The sequence below is a fragment of the Azospirillum terrae genome (assembly GCF_053470425.1).
The window spans coordinates 34618-50146 of the sequence record NZ_JBPXMR010000013.1; the positions used below are offsets into that span (position 1 = coordinate 34618).

At 71.4% G+C, this 15529-nt stretch carries 16 protein-coding genes; 7 read left to right on the forward strand and 9 right to left on the reverse strand.

The genetic code is table 11. The features are described 5' to 3' along the window. Positions 1–3 precede the first annotated feature (3 nt). Positions 4–261, reverse strand: coding sequence for a GlsB/YeaQ/YmgE family stress response membrane protein (locus tag ACSVDD_RS24225; protein ID WP_448191980.1), 258 nt, complete (start codon positions 259–261; stop codon positions 4–6). Positions 262–427: 166 nt separating this feature from the next. On the opposite strand from ACSVDD_RS24225, the gene ACSVDD_RS24230 reads away from it, so the two are divergent. Continuing rightward, positions 428–1036, forward strand: coding sequence for a DUF4142 domain-containing protein (locus ACSVDD_RS24230; protein ID WP_448191981.1), 609 nt, complete (start codon positions 428–430; stop codon positions 1034–1036). A 39-nt stretch (positions 1037–1075) separates the two neighbouring features. On the opposite strand, the gene rpe is transcribed toward ACSVDD_RS24230, so the two are convergent. Further along, positions 1076–1732 carry a ribulose-phosphate 3-epimerase gene (gene rpe, locus ACSVDD_RS24235; RefSeq protein WP_448191982.1) on the reverse strand — a complete coding sequence of 219 codons (657 nt, stop codon included), beginning with the start codon at positions 1730–1732 and terminating at the stop codon, positions 1076–1078. Between the two features lie 71 nt (positions 1733–1803). After that, positions 1804–2064 carry an acyl carrier protein gene (locus tag ACSVDD_RS24240; RefSeq protein WP_448191983.1) on the reverse strand — a complete coding sequence of 87 codons (261 nt, stop codon included), beginning with the start codon at positions 2062–2064 and terminating at the stop codon, positions 1804–1806. A gap of 130 nt (positions 2065–2194) precedes the next feature. Here ACSVDD_RS24240 and ACSVDD_RS24245 point away from each other — a divergent pair, with 130 nt between their 5' ends. Together ACSVDD_RS24245 and ACSVDD_RS24250 are read left to right on the forward strand one after the other, a co-directional pair. Continuing rightward, positions 2195–4345 carry a bifunctional acetate--CoA ligase family protein/GNAT family N-acetyltransferase gene (locus ACSVDD_RS24245; RefSeq protein WP_448191984.1) on the forward strand — a complete coding sequence of 717 codons (2151 nt, stop codon included), beginning with the start codon at positions 2195–2197 and terminating at the stop codon, positions 4343–4345. Between the two features lie 9 nt (positions 4346–4354). Further along, positions 4355–5956 carry an AMP-binding protein gene (locus ACSVDD_RS24250; protein ID WP_448191985.1) on the forward strand — a complete coding sequence of 534 codons (1602 nt, stop codon included), beginning with the start codon at positions 4355–4357 and terminating at the stop codon, positions 5954–5956. Here the strand turns inward: ACSVDD_RS24250 and ACSVDD_RS24255 are convergent, their stop codons facing one another. Further along, positions 5957–7168, reverse strand: a complete 1212-nt coding sequence (locus ACSVDD_RS24255; RefSeq protein WP_448191986.1) for a methyl-accepting chemotaxis protein — start codon at positions 7166–7168, stop codon at positions 5957–5959. An 86-nt stretch (positions 7169–7254) separates the two neighbouring features. On the opposite strand from ACSVDD_RS24255, the gene ACSVDD_RS24260 reads away from it, so the two are divergent. After that, positions 7255–7806 carry an RBBP9/YdeN family alpha/beta hydrolase gene (locus tag ACSVDD_RS24260; RefSeq protein ID WP_448191987.1) on the forward strand — a complete coding sequence of 184 codons (552 nt, stop codon included), beginning with the start codon at positions 7255–7257 and terminating at the stop codon, positions 7804–7806. A gap of 4 nt (positions 7807–7810) precedes the next feature. Here ACSVDD_RS24260 and ACSVDD_RS24265 read toward each other — a convergent pair whose 3' ends face one another. Genes ACSVDD_RS24265 through metX form a run of 3 tightly spaced genes read right to left on the reverse strand, consistent with a single transcriptional unit; the run spans position 7811 to position 10239 of the window. After that, complete coding sequence (locus tag ACSVDD_RS24265; protein WP_448191988.1) at positions 7811–8296, reverse strand: PRC-barrel domain-containing protein; 486 nt, start codon at positions 8294–8296, stop codon at positions 7811–7813. Positions 8297–8356: 60 nt separating this feature from the next. Continuing rightward, on the reverse strand, positions 8357–9022 hold the full coding sequence (gene metW, locus ACSVDD_RS24270; protein WP_448191989.1) for a methionine biosynthesis protein MetW: 666 nt from the start codon (positions 9020–9022) through the stop codon (positions 8357–8359). 11 nt (positions 9023–9033) lie between these two features. Further along, positions 9034–10239: a homoserine O-acetyltransferase MetX gene (metX, locus tag ACSVDD_RS24275; RefSeq protein ID WP_448191990.1), complete on the reverse strand. Its 1206-nt coding sequence runs from the start codon at positions 10237–10239 to the stop codon at positions 9034–9036. Between the two features lie 136 nt (positions 10240–10375). Here metX and pheA point away from each other — a divergent pair, with 136 nt between their 5' ends. The 3 genes from pheA to ACSVDD_RS24290 all read left to right on the forward strand — a co-directional run bounded on the left by pheA (position 10376) and on the right by ACSVDD_RS24290 (position 13381). Beyond that, the gene (pheA, locus tag ACSVDD_RS24280; RefSeq protein ID WP_448191991.1) at positions 10376–11233 is read left to right on the forward strand and encodes a chorismate mutase; all 858 of its coding nucleotides are present in this window, start codon (positions 10376–10378) and stop codon (positions 11231–11233) included. Between the two features lie 29 nt (positions 11234–11262). Continuing rightward, complete coding sequence (hisC, locus tag ACSVDD_RS24285; RefSeq protein ID WP_448191992.1) at positions 11263–12354, forward strand: histidinol-phosphate transaminase; 1092 nt, start codon at positions 11263–11265, stop codon at positions 12352–12354. Positions 12355–12487: 133 nt separating this feature from the next. Further along, on the forward strand, positions 12488–13381 hold the full coding sequence (locus tag ACSVDD_RS24290; protein ID WP_448191993.1) for a prephenate/arogenate dehydrogenase family protein: 894 nt from the start codon (positions 12488–12490) through the stop codon (positions 13379–13381). Between the two features lie 3 nt (positions 13382–13384). Here the strand turns inward: ACSVDD_RS24290 and ACSVDD_RS24295 are convergent, their stop codons facing one another. Next, complete coding sequence (locus ACSVDD_RS24295; protein ID WP_448191994.1) at positions 13385–14449, reverse strand: glycosyltransferase family 4 protein; 1065 nt, start codon at positions 14447–14449, stop codon at positions 13385–13387. Beyond that, a complete protein-coding gene (locus ACSVDD_RS24300; RefSeq protein ID WP_448191995.1) occupies positions 14446–15468 on the reverse strand; it encodes a DUF2125 domain-containing protein in 1023 nt (340 codons plus the stop codon). The genes ACSVDD_RS24295 and ACSVDD_RS24300 overlap by 4 nt, the downstream gene beginning before the upstream one ends. Between the last annotated feature and the right edge of the window lie 61 nt (positions 15469–15529).

Sequence of the window (15529 nt, forward strand, 5' to 3'; positions counted from 1 at the left end):
GCCCTACACCGTGGTGCTGCGGCCGACGACCATGCGGTAGATGGCCAGGATGATGATGGCGCCGACGATGGCGCCGATGAAACCCGCGCCGTCACCCGCCCGGTACCAGCCCACGGCCTGACCCAGATAGGTGGCGACGAAAGCGCCGGCGATGCCGAGCAGCGTGGTGATGATGAAGCCTCCCGGATCGCGGCCGGGCATCAGGAACTTGGCGACGATGCCGGCCAGGAACCCGATGATAATGGTCCAAAGGATCTCCATACGACTCTCCCTGTGAAGCGGGGCCGTCTGCACGCCCTAGGGAATAACGGGCGAACGCGGGTTTGGTTCTGTGGTGCTGGCCAGGGGGCTGGTGGGCGCGCTTGCGGGAACCAATCCCCGGCAGGGGCGGTTCTCCGGGCCATCCACGCGTTTCAGGAGAATTCGCATGTACGCAAAGGCTCTCGCCGTTGCCGTCGTCGCGCTGACGATCCCGGCCGTCCCGGTCTTGGCGCAGTCCAGCGGCCCCGCCAAGGGCGTTCCCGACACCAGCTCGGCCACCGGCGGCCGGGTGGTGACGCAGGGTGGCGAGGGCGTGCGCGGGGTCACCACGGCGCGCGACTTCATCGAGCAGGCGGCGTCGAGCGACATGCTGGAGATCGAGACCGGGCGCCTCGCCGCCGACAAGGCCAGCAGTCAGGCGGTGCGCTCCTTCGGCCAGCAGATGGTCACCGACCACACGCAGACCAGCAAGCAACTGCTGATGCTAGCCGGCAAGCACGGCGTTCCCCCCGCGGGCGCCATGGAGCCACGTCATCAGGAAATGGCGAACACGCTGCGCAACCTGTCCGGTCCGGCCTTCGACCGCCAGTACATCCAGGGTCAGGTGACGGCGCACCGCGAGGCAGTGGCGCTGTTCGAGCAGGCCAGCCAAGCGTCTTCGCCGGATATGGCGGACATCCGCAGCTTTGCGACGCAGACGCTGCCGACCCTGCGCCAGCACTTGCAGATGGCGCAGAGCCTCGCCGGCAGCGGTGTGCCGACGGCGAAGCAGTAAGCCGTAATTGCCCCCACCCTCGGGAGGGGGCAAGCTCGCTCAGCCGCGGACCATGCGGATGTTCGCGGCGTACTTCTCCGGCCCGCCGGTGAAGGTGGCGGTGCCGGCGACCAGCACGTCGGCGCCGGCTTCGATGGCGATGCGCGCCGTCTCCGGGTTGATGCCGCCGTCCACCTGAAGGTCGATGGGCTTGCCCAGCGCGTCGATGCGGCGGCGCAACTCGCGGATCTTCGGCAGCTGGCTCATGATGAAGCTCTGCCCGCCGAAGCCGGGGTTGACCGTCATCACCAGGACGAGGTCGATGTCCTCCAGGATGTAGTCCACGGCCTCCAGCGGCGTGCCGGGGTTGAGCGACACGCCGGCCTTCTTGCCCAGGCTCTTGATGAGCTGGACGGTGCGGTGCAGGTGCGGCCCGGCCTCGGGGTGGACGGTGATGATGTCGGCGCCGGCCTTGGCGAACTCGGGGATGTAGAGGTCGACCGGGCTGATCATCAGGTGCACGTCGAAGGGCTTGGCGGTGTGCGGACGCAGCGCCTTCACCACCGCCGGGCCGATGGTGATGTTCGGCACGAAGTGGCCGTCCATCACGTCGATGTGGATGTAGTCGGCCCCCGCCGCATCCACCGCGCGCACCTCTTCCCCGAGCTTCGCGAAATCGGCGGAAAGGATGGACGGGGCGATCTTGACCGCGGGCATGGCGCACTCCTGGACTGGGAAATCGCGCCCTTCCTAGCACCTTTCCAGCAGGCGCCCAAGGGGGCAGGAGTTTACGCCGTCACCCGCGCCAGATAGGCGCGGCAGCCCGACAGCGTGGAGAGCTGTGGGTATTCCAGGTCGGGTACGCTGATCTTCAGGCGCTTTTCCAGGTTCAGAACGAAGTTCAGGAAATCGACCGAATCGATCTCGATCTGGTCGCGGAACGGCTGGTCGGGGTCGAGCGCCTCCGGCTCGGCCTCCGGCGCTACCGCCGTCAGCGCGTCGAAGATCACCGCGTCGAGCCCATCGGGGGCCACCGTCTCTTGCTCCAAAGGGGGTCCTCCCGCGTCGGTCCGCCGCGCTTCCGTCGGCTGCGGCGGGGAGTATCATAACCGCAAAACTGGCCGAGCCGGCGGGGAAAGGCAAGCCGCCGCTGAAAGCCACACGACCGGGGAGGCGAGCATGACCGTGCGCGAACTGGAAGCGGTGTTCCATCCCCGCAGCGTGGCGCTCGTCGCCGAGGAGGAGACGCCGCTTGCCCGCACGCTGGCCCGCCACCTCTCCGCCGCCGGAATGCCGGTGGCTCGCGCGGACGCGCCCGGCGGCCTCGCCTCCGTCCCCGACCTGATCGTCGTCGCCGCGCCGCCTGCCCGCCTGCCGGACCTCATCGCCGAGGCCGGGCGGCGCGGCGTCAAGGCCGCCGTGCTGGCGGGCGACCACGCGCCGGACGCGGCGGTGCGCGACGCCGTGCGGCAGGCGGCCCGGGACAACGGCATCCGCGTGCTCGGCCCGGCCAGCCTGGGGGTTTCCGTCCCGGTGCGCCGCTTCGCCGCCGGGGCGTTCCACCGCGCCCCGCAGGCCGGCCGGGTGGCGCTGGTGGCGCAGTCCGGGACGCTGGCCGGCGCCGTGCTGGACTGGGCGCTGCGCCGCGACGTCGGCTTCTCGCATGTGGCGGCGCTGGGCGAGATGGCGGACGTCGGCTTCGGCGAGGTGCTGAACTATCTGGCGCTGGAGCGCGAGTGCCAGGCGGTGCTGCTGGTGATGGACGAGGTCACCACCAAGGATGCCGGGGGGGCGCGGCGTTTCCTGTCGGCGGCGCGCGCGGTGTCGCGGGTCAAGCCGGTGATCGTGCTGCGCAGCGGCGGGCGGATGGGGGATGGAACGCCCGACGCGGTGTTCGATGCGGCGCTCCGCCGCGCCGGTGTGCTGCGCGTGCACGCGCTGGACGAGCTGTTCGACGCGCTGGAGGCTTTGGCGGTCGGCGTGCCGGTGCGGGGCGACCGGCTGGCGATTATCGGCAACGGCCGCGGCATCGGGCGGCTGGCGGCCGACGCGGTGCTCGCCGGGGGTGGGCGGCTGGCCGGGGCGCCGCGCGACCTGGGCGAGGGAGCGGACGGTCCGGCCTGCGCCGCGGCGTTGCGCGACGTGCAGGGGGAGGCGACGGCGGACGCCGTGCTGTTGCTGCACGCGCCGACGGCGCTGGTGGCGGCCGGCGACGTGGCGCGGGCGGTGGCCGAGGCCATGCCGACGATCCGTCTGCCGGTGCTGACGAGCTGGCTCGGCGAGCGCGACGCCGAACGGGCGGCCGGCGCGCTGGCCAGCCACCGCGTGCCGGTGTTCGACACGCCGGACCGTGCGGCGCGCGCCTTCCTGCACATGGCCGCGCACCGCCGGAACCAGGACTTGCTGACCCAGACGCCGCCTTCCGTGCCCGCCGGCCCGCCGCCCGACCGCGCGGCGGCCCAGGCGGTCATCGCCGCGGCGCGGGCGCAGTGGCGCTCGCGGTTGCGCGCGGACGAGGCGGCGGCGCTGCTGGCAGCCTATGGGGTCGGGGATGGTCTGAACGCCGCCATGAGCGTGGACCCGCTGTTTGGGCCGGTGCTCGGCGTCGGCGGGAGGGTGGTGCTGCCGCCGCTCAACCTGACGCTGGCGGGCGAGGTGCTGGACGGGGATGCCGCGCCGATGCTCGTGCGGCTTGGGCGGCTCGTCGCGGAGCGCGAGGAGGTGGCGGCGCTGACGCTTGGCCCGGAAGGTGCGGTGGTGGATTTGCTGCCGCCGGGTGTCGAGCGCACGCCGATGGCGATCCGGCCCTATCCCACCGAGCTGGAACGTCCGCTGCCGCTGCCGGACGGGCGGGCGTTCGTGGTCCGGCCGGTGCTGCCGGAGGACGAGCCGGCGCTGAAGGCGCTGTTCGCCCGGCTGACCGCCGACGAGGTGCGGCTGCGCTTCTTCGCGCCGAAGGCGGAGCTGTCGCACGCCACGGCCGCCCGCATGTCGCAGATCGACTACGACCGCGACATGGGCCTCGTGGTGGCGGAAGTGGGCGCGCCGGGTGTTGCCGCGGTGCACGGCGCCGTGCACCTGTCGGCCGACGCCGATCTGGAGCGCGCCGAGTTCGCCATCATGCTGGCGCACGACATGGCGGGCCTGGGGCTGGGGCCGGTGCTGATGCGCCGCATCCTCGACCACGCCCGCGCCAAGGGCCTGCGCGAGGTGTTCGGCGAGGTGCTGATGGAGAACCGCGCCATGCTGCGCCTGTGCGAGGCGCTGGGCTTCACCCGCCGCATGAGCACCGACGATCCGGGCGTGGTGCACGTCTCGCTGGTGAAGTGAGGGCGGGGGATGGACTGGGACGCGATCCGTGCCGAACTCTCCGGTCCCGCCGGGCTCAACATGGGGTGGGCGGCGGTGGACCGGCGCGTGGCGCTGGGGGAGGGCGGGCGCACGGCGCTGCGCTGGATCGGCCGCGACGGCAGCGAGCGCGCCGTCACCTACGCCGAACTGGCCGAGCGGACCAGCCGCTTCGCCGACGCGTTGCGCCGCCTCGGCGTGCGGCCGGGGGAGACGGTGTTCACGCTGCTGCCGCGCGTGCCGGATCTGGCCGTTGTCATCCTCGGGGCGCTGAAGGCCGGCTGCGTGGTGGCGCCGCTGTACGCCGCCTTCGGGCCGGAACCGCTGCGGGTGCGGCTGGCCCTGGGCAAGGCGCGGGTGCTGGTCACCACCGACGCGCTGTGGCGGCGCAAGGGGCCGCTGGACGTGCCGCACGCGCTGACCATCGGCGGTGATCCGCCGGAGGGGACGCGGGACCTTGCCGGCCTGCTGAACGCCGCCGACCCGCACGCCGCCGTGACGCCGACCGGCCCCGACGATCTGGCGCTGCTGCACTTCACCAGCGGCACCACCGGGGCGCCCAAGGGGGCACTGCACGCGCACGACGCCATCGTGGCGCAGGTAGCCTCGGCGCGGCTGGCGCTCGATCTGAGGGCCGGCGATGTCTACTGGTGCACGGCCGATCCGGGCTGGGTGACCGGGACGGTGTACGGCGTGCTGGCGCCGCTCGCCTGCGGGGCGACGGTCGTGCTGGACGAGGGCGACTTCGACCCGGCGCGCTGGTACGGCCTGATCGAGCGGCAGCGCGTCGCCGTCTGGTACAGCACGCCGACCGCCATCCGCATGCTGATGCGAGCCGGCGATGCCCTGCCGCGCCGCTTCGATCTGACCAGCCTGCGCCACCTCGCCAGCGTCGGCGAGCCGCTGAACCCGGAAGCGGTCACATGGGGCCGCGCCGTGCTGGGCCAGCCCTTCCACGACACGTGGTGGCAGACCGAGACCGGCGCCATCGTGCTCGCCAACCGTGACGCGGTGCCCGGCGCGCTGGGATTGCCGCTGCCGGGGATCGAGGCCGCCGTGCGGCAGCCGGACGCCGAAGGGGTGGGCGAACTGGTGTTGCGCCCGCCCTGGCCGTCGCTGTTCCGCGGCTATCTGGGCGACGAAGCGCGCACCAGCGCCTGTTTCGCCGAGGGCTGGTACCGCACCGGCGATCTGGTGCGGCGCGACGCCGATGGGCTGTTCCGCTTCGTCGCGCGGGCGGACGACGTCGTCAAGGCGTCCGGCCACCTCGTCGGCCCGTTCGAGGTGGAGAGCGTGCTGCTCGAACACCCGGCGGTCGCCGAGGCGGGCGTCATCGGCAAGCCCGACCCGCTGGCCGGCGAGACGGTCAAGGCGTTCGTGGCGCTGAAGCCCGGCTTCGGTTGGAGCGACGCGCTGGCGTCGGAGCTGATGGCGCACGCCCGCCGCCGCCTGGGGCCGGCGCTGGCGCCCAAGGAGATCGCGGTGGCGGCAGCGCTGCCGCACACCCGCAGTGGCAAGATCCTGCGACGCCTGCTGAAGACCCGCGAACTGGGCCTGCCGGACGGCGATCTGTCGACGCTGGAAGGGGCGTAGTTACCCCCGCATCTTGCGCAGCACCTCGCCGACCCGGTCGCCCAGGCCGGTGACCCGGCTGGTCAGGCCCTGCGCCAGCGATCCCAGAGAGTCCACTGTCTCGGTCACCCCGGCCACCGCGCGCTCGGCGTCGGCGATGCTGCGGCCCGCCGTGGCGGCGTCCTCGCGTGAGCGGCCGAGGTCGCGCGACACCGTGGCGGTCAGGTTGGTCTGCTCGCCGATGGCCGAGGCCACCGTCTCGTTGATGCCCTGGATCGACTGGATGGTGCCGTGGATGCGCGACAGCGCGTCGTCCACCGCCGCCGTCTCGCGCTGGAGGTTGGCGACCTGATCGGCGATCTGCTTGGTGGCGTCGGCGGTCTGCCGGGACAGCGCCTTCACCTCGTTCGCCACCACGGCGAAGCCGCGTCCGGCCTCGCCGGCGCGGGCGGCCTCGATGGTGGCGTTCAGGGCCAGCAGGTTGGTCTGGCTGGCGATGGCGTTGATCAGCTTGACGACGCTAGCGATCTGCTCGGCCGCGGCGCGCAGCGAGTTCATCACCGTGGTCGCCCGCTCCGAGTCGGTGGTGGCGGCGGCGCTGATGTCGCGGGCCTTGGCGGTGTCCTGGGCGATCCGCTCGGCGGTGGCGGTCAGGCGCTCGATGGTGCCGGCGATGTTGTCCACCGAACTCTCCAGCGCACGCGCCGCCGAGCCGGCGTCGGCGGACTGGCGGCGCACGTCGCCGGTGGCGCCGCGCACGCTGCCCACTGCCTGATCGAGCTTGCGGGCGACGTCCGCCGCCTCGCCGACGACGGTGCCGACATCGCGCTCCAGCCGGTCGGACAGCTCGCGCAGCAGTTGGTTGCGCTGAGTTTCGGCGACCTCGGCGCGGATCATGGCGATGGCCCAGTGCCGGGCGATGCGGGCGTAGCGGCGGGCCTGCTCGACCGGGGCGGCGACGCCCAGGCTGCCCACGCGCTGCCCGTCGATGTCGATGGCGCAGCTGTAGCCCTCGCGCATGCCGGTGGAGCGCGCCGCCTCGTCCTTGCTGACCGCGCGCTCGTCCGCGCGGCCGGCCATGATCTCGGCGCCGACGGCGTGCGGGCTGCCGACTCGCTCGCGGGCCGAAGAGGCGATGATGGCGCCGCCCTGGCCCATGAAGGAGACGGTCACCTCCAGTTCCTTGGAGATGTGATCGCAAATTTGCTGGGCGGTCTTCGCGCTGAGTTCCACGGCCTCGCTCCCTAAGTCGCAATTTTGCGGTACTTTAATCGGGCATCGTTAACGACCCGTTTCGGTTGTGCGGAGAAAGGGAAGAGATGGCGAAGGCGAGCGTGCTGGTGCTGCCGGGTCTCGGCGGGTCCGGGTCGGAGCATTGGCAGAGCCGGTTCGAGCGGCAGAACCCCGGATTCCGCCGGGTCGAGCAGGCCGATTGGGACACCCCGCAGCGCGACGCCTGGGTCGCTGCGCTGGAGGCTGCCGTCGTGGCGGCGCAAGCTCCAGTGGTGCTGGTGGCGCACAGTCTGGCCTGCGCTCTGGTGTCGCACTGGGCGCGGGAGGGCTCGGTGGAGCGGGTGGCGGCGGCCTTGCTGGTGGCGCCGTCGGACGTCGAGGCGGAGGGCATGCCGTCCGAGGTGCGCGTCTTCGCGCCGATGCCCGGCGATCCGCTGCCGTTTCCGGCGGTGGTGATGGCCAGCCGCAACGACCGCTATTGCGCGATCGAGCGGGCCTGCGGGTTCGCGGCGCTGTGGGGTACGGATTTCATCGACGTGGGCGCGCACGGCCACATCAACATCGACTCCGGGCACGGCCCCTGGCCCGAGGGCGAGCGGCTGTTGGCCGATCTGATCCGGCAGGTGGAAGAGGGGTGATGCGCTATCGCCGCCCGACCAGCGTGTGGGTGTCCGGGGCGTAGTCGAAGTCCGGGGCTTCGTCCAGGTCGCGCCCGGTCAGGTCGATGCTGACCTCCATGGGGCGGGCTTGGCCGGGGGCGGGAACCGTCTGGGCGGCCCCCACCCGCAGCGCCGACGCCGGCACCGCGTAGACCCTGGCGCCGATGCCCAGGAAGCCGCCCTGCGTCAGCACGATGCGGTCGATGCGGCCGTCCGGCCCGGCCAGCGTGAAGTCGCGGATCTCGCCGGCCGACTGGCCGTCCCGCGTGTGCACGCTCTTGCCGATCAGCGCCTGGGCCTCGGCGGCGGTGAGCGGGCGCTGTGCGCTCGGGGCGACGTGCGGCAGTCCTGGCGCGGTCCGGTTGTCCGGCGGCAGCATCGTCAGGGGTTGCGACTGGGGCTGTTGGGCGACGGCGGCACCCGCGGCGAGCAGGGCATAAGCCGGCAGAACGAGTCGAAGCGGGCGCATGGGGCGACCTCTGGTGCGGGGCTCGGCCCATACAACACCTGCGGAACCCCGTCGGTGCCGCTACCTGCGCTTCAGGAGGAAAACCGCCTGCTCGCCCAGCAGGTTGGCGAGGCCGCCATGGCGATGCGCGACGACGCGGTCGGCGCGGTCGAGGATCATCGTGCGCTCGATGCTCACCCCGGTCTGCCGGCACAGCTCGACGAAGTCGGCGATGGTGCAGAAGTGGATGTTCGGCGTCTCCCACCACTGGTAGCCGAGCCGGTCGGTGACCGGCATGCGGCCCCGCAGCAGCAGTTGCGCGCGGATGCGCCAGTAGCCGAAGTTCGGGAACGACACGATGGCCCGCCGGCCGATGCGCACGAGCTGCTCCAGCACCGCGCGCGGCTGGCGCATGGCCTGCAAGGTCTGGCCCAGCACCACATAGTCGAAGGCGCCGTCCGGGTAGTCCTTGAGGTCGGTTTCGGCGTCGCCCTGGATCACCGACAGGCCCTGCTTCACGCAGCGGTGCACGCCGTCCATGCTCAGCTCGATGCCGCGGCCGTCAACGTCCTTCGTGTGCGTCAAGTGGTTGAGCAGCGCGCCGTCGCCGCAGCCGATGTCGAGCAGGCGCGAGCCGGGCTCCACCATCTCCGCCACCAGCCGCAGGTCAGTGCGGATGCTGGCCGGGCGGGCGGTGCCGTTAAGGCTGGGGGAGGTCACTGCGGTGCGCTCGTCGAGGATCGTCATGCGGTGTTGCCTCAGGCGATGCGGGCGCGGCGGCGGGCCATCAGGCCGCGGTGCTCGGCGCCGCCTTCCAGGAAGCCGCGGATGACCTGATGGAATTCCGGCTCGTCGAGCAGGAAGGCGTCGTGGCCCTTGTCGGTCTCCACCTCGACGAAGCTGACGTTCGCGGCCGCCGCGTTCAGCGCGTGCACGACGGCGCGCGACTCGCGCGTCGGGAACAGCCAGTCGCTGGAGAAGCTGACCAGGCAGAAGCGCACCGGCGTCGGCGCGCCGTTGTGCCGGAAGGCGTTGGTCAGCACGCCGCCGTGGTCCGCCGCCAGATCGAAGTAATCCATGGCGCGCGTGATGTAGAGGTAGGAGTTGGCGTCGAACCTCTCGACGAAGCTGATGCCCTGGTAGCGCAGGTAGCTTTCCACCTGGAAATCCGCGTCGAACCCGTAGGTGACGTTGGAGCGGTCCTGAAGGTTGCGGCCGAACTTGCGGTGCAGCGCCGTTTCCGACAGGTAGGTGATGTGCGCGGCCATGCGCGCCACCGCCAGCCCGCGCTGCGGCCGCTTGCCCTGCGTCAGGTAGTCGCCGCCGCACCAGTCCGGGTCGGCCATGGTGGCCTGCCGGCCCACCTCGTTGAAGGCGATGTTCTGCGCCGAATGGCGCGCCGCCGTGGCGATGGGGATGGCCGAGTACACCGCCTCCGGGTACGACACCGCCCATTGCAGCACCTGCATGCCGCCCATGGAGCCGCCGATGACGCTGAACAGCTGCTCGATGCCGAGGTGGTCGATCAGCAGCTTCTGCGCCCGCACCATGTCGCCGATGGTGATGACCGGGAAGTGCAGGCCATAGGGTTTGCCGGTGGCCGGGTCGATGTCCGCCGGGCCGGTCGAGCCCATGCAGCCGCCGATCACGTTGGAGCAGATGACGAAATAGCGGTCGGTGTCCACCGGCTTGCCGGGGCCGATCATCATCTCCCACCAGCCGGGCTTGGCCGTGACCGGGTGCTGCTCGACCACGTACTGGTCGCCGGTCAGCGCGTGGCAGACCAGGATGGCGTTGGAGCGGTCGTCGTTGAGCGTGCCGTAGGTCTGGTAGGCCACCGTGAACGGCCCGAGATCCAGACCGCTGTCGAGCCGCATCGGCCGCTCGACGCCCAGCGTGACACGCTTGCCGGGCAGGCATGCCGTGTCGACGGGGCCGATCGCGGAGGGCTTGGGGGCGGACATGGCGGACGCAAAAGCCTGTGCCAAAACGGGAGCGTAGAGGTACCGACCGGCGCTCGAAGGTGTCAACGTTTTCTTTGATTTTAGCGGCTTCGCGGACTACACCTATTCGCCTTCGCCAGACACGGTCCCCGCCAAAATGCCGCCCTCGAAAGCCCCCCTGGAAGACCTTCGCCGCGAGATCGACCAGATCGACAACCAGCTGCATGACCTGCTCATGCGGCGTGCCCAGGTGGTCGAGCGCGTCGGCGCCGCAAAGGGGGCCGGCGGCGTGTTCCTGCGCCCCGGCCGCGAGGCGGTGATCCTGCGCCGCCTGATGGCGCGCCACACCGGATCGTTCCCGGCCGCCGTCATCGTGCGCATGTGGCGCGAGATGATCTCGGCGCTCACCCGCCTGCAAGGCCCGTTCGCCGTCGCCGTCTACGCGCCGGAAGACCGCCGCGGATTCTGGGACGTGGCGCGCGACCATTACGGCAGCTTCGTGCCGATGACCGCCGTCAACACCCCCGTCGCCGCCGTGCGCGCGGTGTCGGAGGGCACGGCGACGGTGGGCATCGTCCCCTATCCGGCCGAGGACGACCGCGACCCCTGGTGGCGCTTCCTGGTGTCGTCGGACGGGCGGACGCCGCGCGTCGTGGCGCGCCTGCCGTTCGGTGGCCGCGGCAACGCCCGCGGCGAGGATCACGACGCGCTGGCCATCGCGCTGATCCCGCACGAGCCGACCGGCGACGACCGCACGCTGCTGGGCATCGAATTGGGCCGCGATCTCAGCCGCGGCCGGCTGAAGGAGACGCTGGAGTCGGCCGGTTTGCCGGCCGTGGGCTTCTGCACGTGGCATGGGCGCGAGCCGAACGGCGTCTCGATGCATCTGGTCGAGGTCGCCGACTTCGTCGACCCGCAGGACCCGCGCCTGTCGGCGCTGGTCGAGCGCCTGGGCGACATCCCGGCGCGGGTCAACACCATTGGCGGCTATGCCGTGCCGATGAGACTTCCCTGACGCTCCTTTTTCCAAGCGGGTTTCGAGACATGACCACGCCGACCGCGCCGGTGCCCCGTCCGGGCATCATGGACATCGCACCCTATATCGGCGGCGAGCACGCCGGTACGATCCGCCTCGCCTCCAACGAAGGCGCCCTGGGGCCGAGCCCCAAGGCCATGGAGGCCTACGCGCGGCTGGCCGGCACCATCCACCGCTACCCCGACGGCGGCTCGAACCAGCTGCGCGAGGCGCTGGCCAAGCGCTTCAACCTGGATTCCGGGCGCATCGTCTGCGGCGCCGGCTCGGACGAGCTGATCGGCTTGCTGGTGCGCTCCTACGCCGGGCCGGGCGACGAGGTGCTGTACAGCCAGCACGGCTTCCTCATGTACCCGATCGCCGCCAAGTCGGTGGGCGCCACGCCGGTGGCGGCGCCGGAGCGCGATCTGACGACCGACGTGGACGCCATGCTGGCGCACGTCACGCCGCGCACCAAGATCGTCTTCGTTGCCAATCCCAACAACCCGACCGGTACGTACCTGACCGGCGCGGATTTGGCCCGCCTGCACGCCGGCCTGCCGCCGACGACGCTGCTGGTCATCGACGCGGCCTACGCCGAGTTCGCCACGCAGGGCGACTATTCCTCGGGCGTCGAGCTGGTGGAGAAGCACGCCAACGTCGTGGTGACGCGCACCTTCTCCAAGATCTTCGCGCTGGGTTCGCTGCGTCTGGGCTGGTCCTATTCGTCGGCGGGCGTCGCTGATGTGCTGAACCGCGTGCGCGGGCCGTTCAACGTGTCGGGCGCGGCGCAGGCCGCCGGTGTGGCGGCGCTGGAGGACGCGGAGTTCCTGGAGCGCTCGCGCGCTCACAACGAGACGTGGCGGGCGTGGTTCGTCGGCGAGGCGCAGGCGCTGGGGCTGACCGTGCACCCGAGCATCGCCAACTTCGTGCTGGTGTCCTTCAAGGGCCAGCGCCCCGGCAAGGACGACGCCGAGGCGGCGCGCCTGTTCCTCAAGGACCGCAGCATCCTGGTGCGCCAGATGGGCGGCTATGGCCTGCCGGACTGCCTGCGCGTCACCATCGGCACCGAAGCCGAGATGCGCGCGGTGGTGGATGCGCTGAAGGGGTTTCTGGCGGGGTGATGCCTTATGCCCTCTCCCTCTACGAAGCAGGGAGAGGGCAGCGGCACTCCAGAAACTTTCCCTTGGCCCCCCGCCGCCCTGGTGCGGTAAAACCACCGCCTTCCGGATAGTCTCCGCCGAGGGTTTCACCACCATGACCGCAACCGCCGCCCCACTCTTCGACCGCATCGCCATCGTCGGCATCGGGCTGATCGGCTCGTCGCTGGCGCGCGCGGTGAAGGAATACGGGCTGGCGCACACCGTGGTCGGCAGCGACCGTAGTGAGGCCGTCTGCGCCAAGGCGCTGGAGCTGGGCTTTCTCGATCACGCCACGCCCGACCTCGCCGTTGCGGTGGAGGGGGCCGATCTCGTCATGCTGTGCGTGCCGGTCGGCGCCTGCGCCGAGGTGGCGGAGCGCATCGGCCCGCACCTCAAGCCCGGCGCCATCGTCAGCGACGTTGGCTCGGTGAAGATGGCGGTGCTGCGCGATGTCGGCCCGCACCTGCCGGAAGGCGTGCACCTCGTCCCAGGCCACCCGGTGGCGGGCACCGAGTATTCCGGCCCGGAGGCCGGCTTCGCCACGCTGTTCCAGGGCCGCTGGTGCATCCTGACGCCGCCGCCCGGCGTGCCGGAGGAGGTCGTCGAAAAGGTCGCTGAGCTGTGGCGGCGCTGCGGCTCGAAGCTGGAGGTGATGGAACCGGCGCACCACGACCGCGTGCTCGCCATCACCTCGCACCTGCCGCACCTGATCGCCTACACCATCGTCGGCACCGCGTCGGACCTGGAGGAGGACACCAAGTCCGAGGTCATCAAGTTCTCGGCCGGCGGTTTCCGCGACTTCACGCGCATCGCCGCGTCCGACCCGATCATGTGGCGCGACGTGTTCCTCAACAACCGCGAGGCGGTGCTGGAAATCCTCCAGCGCTTCACCGAGGATCTGACCGCCCTCCAGCGCGCCATCCGCTGGGGCGAGGGCGACACGCTGCAGGAAACCTTCACCAAGACCCGCGCCATCCGCCGCGGCATCATCGACGCCAAGCAGGCGTGATCCTCACCCGCCGAGCAGCGCTGCAATGCGCTCGGCGCCCACCGCGGCGGCGGCGTCCCAGGTGAACCGCTCCGCCATGTCCCTGGCCGCCGCAGTACCCAGAGGCCGCACGGACTCGAAATCATCGACAACCCGCCGCATCAGCGTGCGGAGGTGGGCGAAGTCCGGCTCCGCCCAGTCGCCGAAGGCGAAGCGGGGGATCGGGCAGCGCACGAGCGTGTGGTCCAGCAGCAGAGCATTGCCGGGGTGCGCGTAGGCCGTCGGGCCGCTCCAGTCGGTGACGATGGTCGGCAGGCCCGAGGCCATGGCCTCGGTGATCGGAAGCCCCCAGCCCTCGCCGCGCGTTGGCATCACGAAGGCGTCGCAGCTCCGGTACAGCCGGGCCATCTCCGCCCGGCTCGCGACCCAGTTGACGCGGCGCACCTGCCGCTCGCGCCCCCTCAACACCTGCTGGAGAAGGCGCTCGTCCTTTTCGTTGTCCGGCCGGCAGCTCAGCACCAGGACCGCCTCATCGCCGGAGAACTCGGCGGCGAACGCCTCGACGAGTTCGATGGAGCATTTGCGGTTTTCGAACTTGCCGACGGTGAGGAACTTGACCCTCGGGTCGGCCGATATCGCGGTGAAGGTGTCGCCCGCCGGGTGGAACAGCCCGGTGTCCACGCCTTCCGGCACAATATCGACCGCCGGGGCCGGAATGCCGTTCTCCACCAGCACGTCGCGACCCCAGGCGGTGGGAGTCCAGATGCGGTCCACGCCGTTCAGGATCGGGCGCCAGTGCTCGTGAATCCTGGTGGTCTCCCAGGCCAGGAAGCCGATCCGCGGGCCGGGGAAGAGCTTGCCGGTTTCCCACATGTCCGGCGCTCCGATGGCGATGCTGACCACCGGCCGGCCGGCGGCATGCCGGGTCAGGATGTCGCCGGCTGTCCTCCGCATTGCGGCGGCGTTCGGGGTGAAGGGACATCCCACGACCTCCATGCGTTTCGCCAGCGCGGTGCCGAAGGCGCGTGCGTGCTCGCCGAAGCCGCCTTCGAAGTCGAAGTGGCCGATCAGGACGACCAGCGGGTTCACCACCGTATCGTCGGCACCGGTGCCACCTTCAGCGGGCCGACGAACAGGCCGCGGTACTGGATGGTCAGCGGCGCCTTGATGACCGGCTGGCCGTCCTCGTCCGGCCGGGCCAGCATGCCGACGACGCTGCGGGCGATGTTCATCTCGTTGGGCTTCAACTGGTCCTGCAACGCCGTCAGCACCTGCGCCGCGCCGCGGACCTCGGCCGTCATCGTCGCCAGGGGCTGCAAGTCCTTGTCCAGCGCCAGCGTGCCGTTGACCACCATTTTCAGCGGCCCCCAGTCCAGCGCCGCCCGGTCCACCTCCACCGTGCCGCCGTCGCGGCTCCAGGCCGCGAGGCTGTCCGGCTGGACCTGCGGCGGCCGGCCCTGCACGCGCAGCACCACCGCCAGACGATGCACCACGCTGCCCAGACCGGCCGGCGGCGCGCCGGGCAGCTGCATGTCGCTCACCGTCAGAGTGGCGCCCAGGCCGGTCTGCTGGTGGTCGGCCGGCGGCTCGGGCGGTTGGGTCAGCGTCACCTCCAGCCCGGCGGCGGTGAACACCGGGTTGCCGGGCACCTCGGGCGCCAGCGTGGCGCCGGGGAAGGTCAGCCGGCCCTCCAGCGGCGTGCCCGTGCCGGACATCATGAGGTAGCCGGCGCCGCCGCTCTTCGCCGCCAGTTCCACCGGCGCGCCGACATGGGGGGCGACGCGCAGGCGCTGTTCGCCGGGCAGGGTGATGTCGACCCGCGCCGGGTCCCACAGCGGCGCCTCGGCGACGATGGCCGGGCCGCGCCAGTCCAGGCCGCGCACCGCCACCCGCGCGTCGGTGGCGGTGGCGCGCACCAGCAGCGGGAAGCCGCGCACCGTCAGGTCCTTGTACTCCACGGTGGCGCCTTGTGCGCGTTGCGCCTCGGCCCAGGCGAGCAGGCCGCGCTCGACGGTGCCGGCGACGATCCACCACGCCACGCCCCATGCCGCGAGCGCCGCGACGGCGAAGACCGCGGCGGCGATGGTCAAACGCTTGGAGAGCTTCATCGGTGGCAAATTCCGGTCTGTGAGGGTCCTGTTATAGCCCCCATATGCAGAGCGTGCTAGG

Excerpts from the sequence above, each read along its gene's own strand:
- ACSVDD_RS24260 (WP_448191987.1), top strand. The coding sequence starts at position 7,255 with ATGGCGAAGGCGAGCGTGCTGGTGCTGCCGGGTCTCGGCGGGTCCGGG.
- ACSVDD_RS24265 (WP_448191988.1), bottom strand. The coding sequence starts at position 8,296 with ATGCGCCCGCTTCGACTCGTTCTGCCGGCTTATGCCCTGCTCGCCGCG.
- ACSVDD_RS24250 (WP_448191985.1), top strand. The coding sequence starts at position 4,355 with ATGGACTGGGACGCGATCCGTGCCGAACTCTCCGGTCCCGCCGGGCTC.
- metW (WP_448191989.1), bottom strand. The coding sequence starts at position 9,022 with ATGACGATCCTCGACGAGCGCACCGCAGTGACCTCCCCCAGCCTTAAC.
- rpe (WP_448191982.1), bottom strand. The coding sequence starts at position 1,732 with ATGCCCGCGGTCAAGATCGCCCCGTCCATCCTTTCCGCCGATTTCGCG.
- hisC (WP_448191992.1), top strand. The coding sequence starts at position 11,263 with ATGACCACGCCGACCGCGCCGGTGCCCCGTCCGGGCATCATGGACATC.
- pheA (WP_448191991.1), top strand. The coding sequence starts at position 10,376 with ATGCCGCCCTCGAAAGCCCCCCTGGAAGACCTTCGCCGCGAGATCGAC.
- ACSVDD_RS24230 (WP_448191981.1), top strand. The coding sequence starts at position 428 with ATGTACGCAAAGGCTCTCGCCGTTGCCGTCGTCGCGCTGACGATCCCG.
- ACSVDD_RS24300 (WP_448191995.1), bottom strand. The coding sequence starts at position 15,468 with ATGAAGCTCTCCAAGCGTTTGACCATCGCCGCCGCGGTCTTCGCCGTC.
- metX (WP_448191990.1), bottom strand. The coding sequence starts at position 10,239 with ATGTCCGCCCCCAAGCCCTCCGCGATCGGCCCCGTCGACACGGCATGC.
- ACSVDD_RS24290 (WP_448191993.1), top strand. The coding sequence starts at position 12,488 with ATGACCGCAACCGCCGCCCCACTCTTCGACCGCATCGCCATCGTCGGC.
- ACSVDD_RS24225 (WP_448191980.1), bottom strand. The coding sequence starts at position 261 with ATGGAGATCCTTTGGACCATTATCATCGGGTTCCTGGCCGGCATCGTC.
- ACSVDD_RS24245 (WP_448191984.1), top strand. The coding sequence starts at position 2,195 with ATGACCGTGCGCGAACTGGAAGCGGTGTTCCATCCCCGCAGCGTGGCG.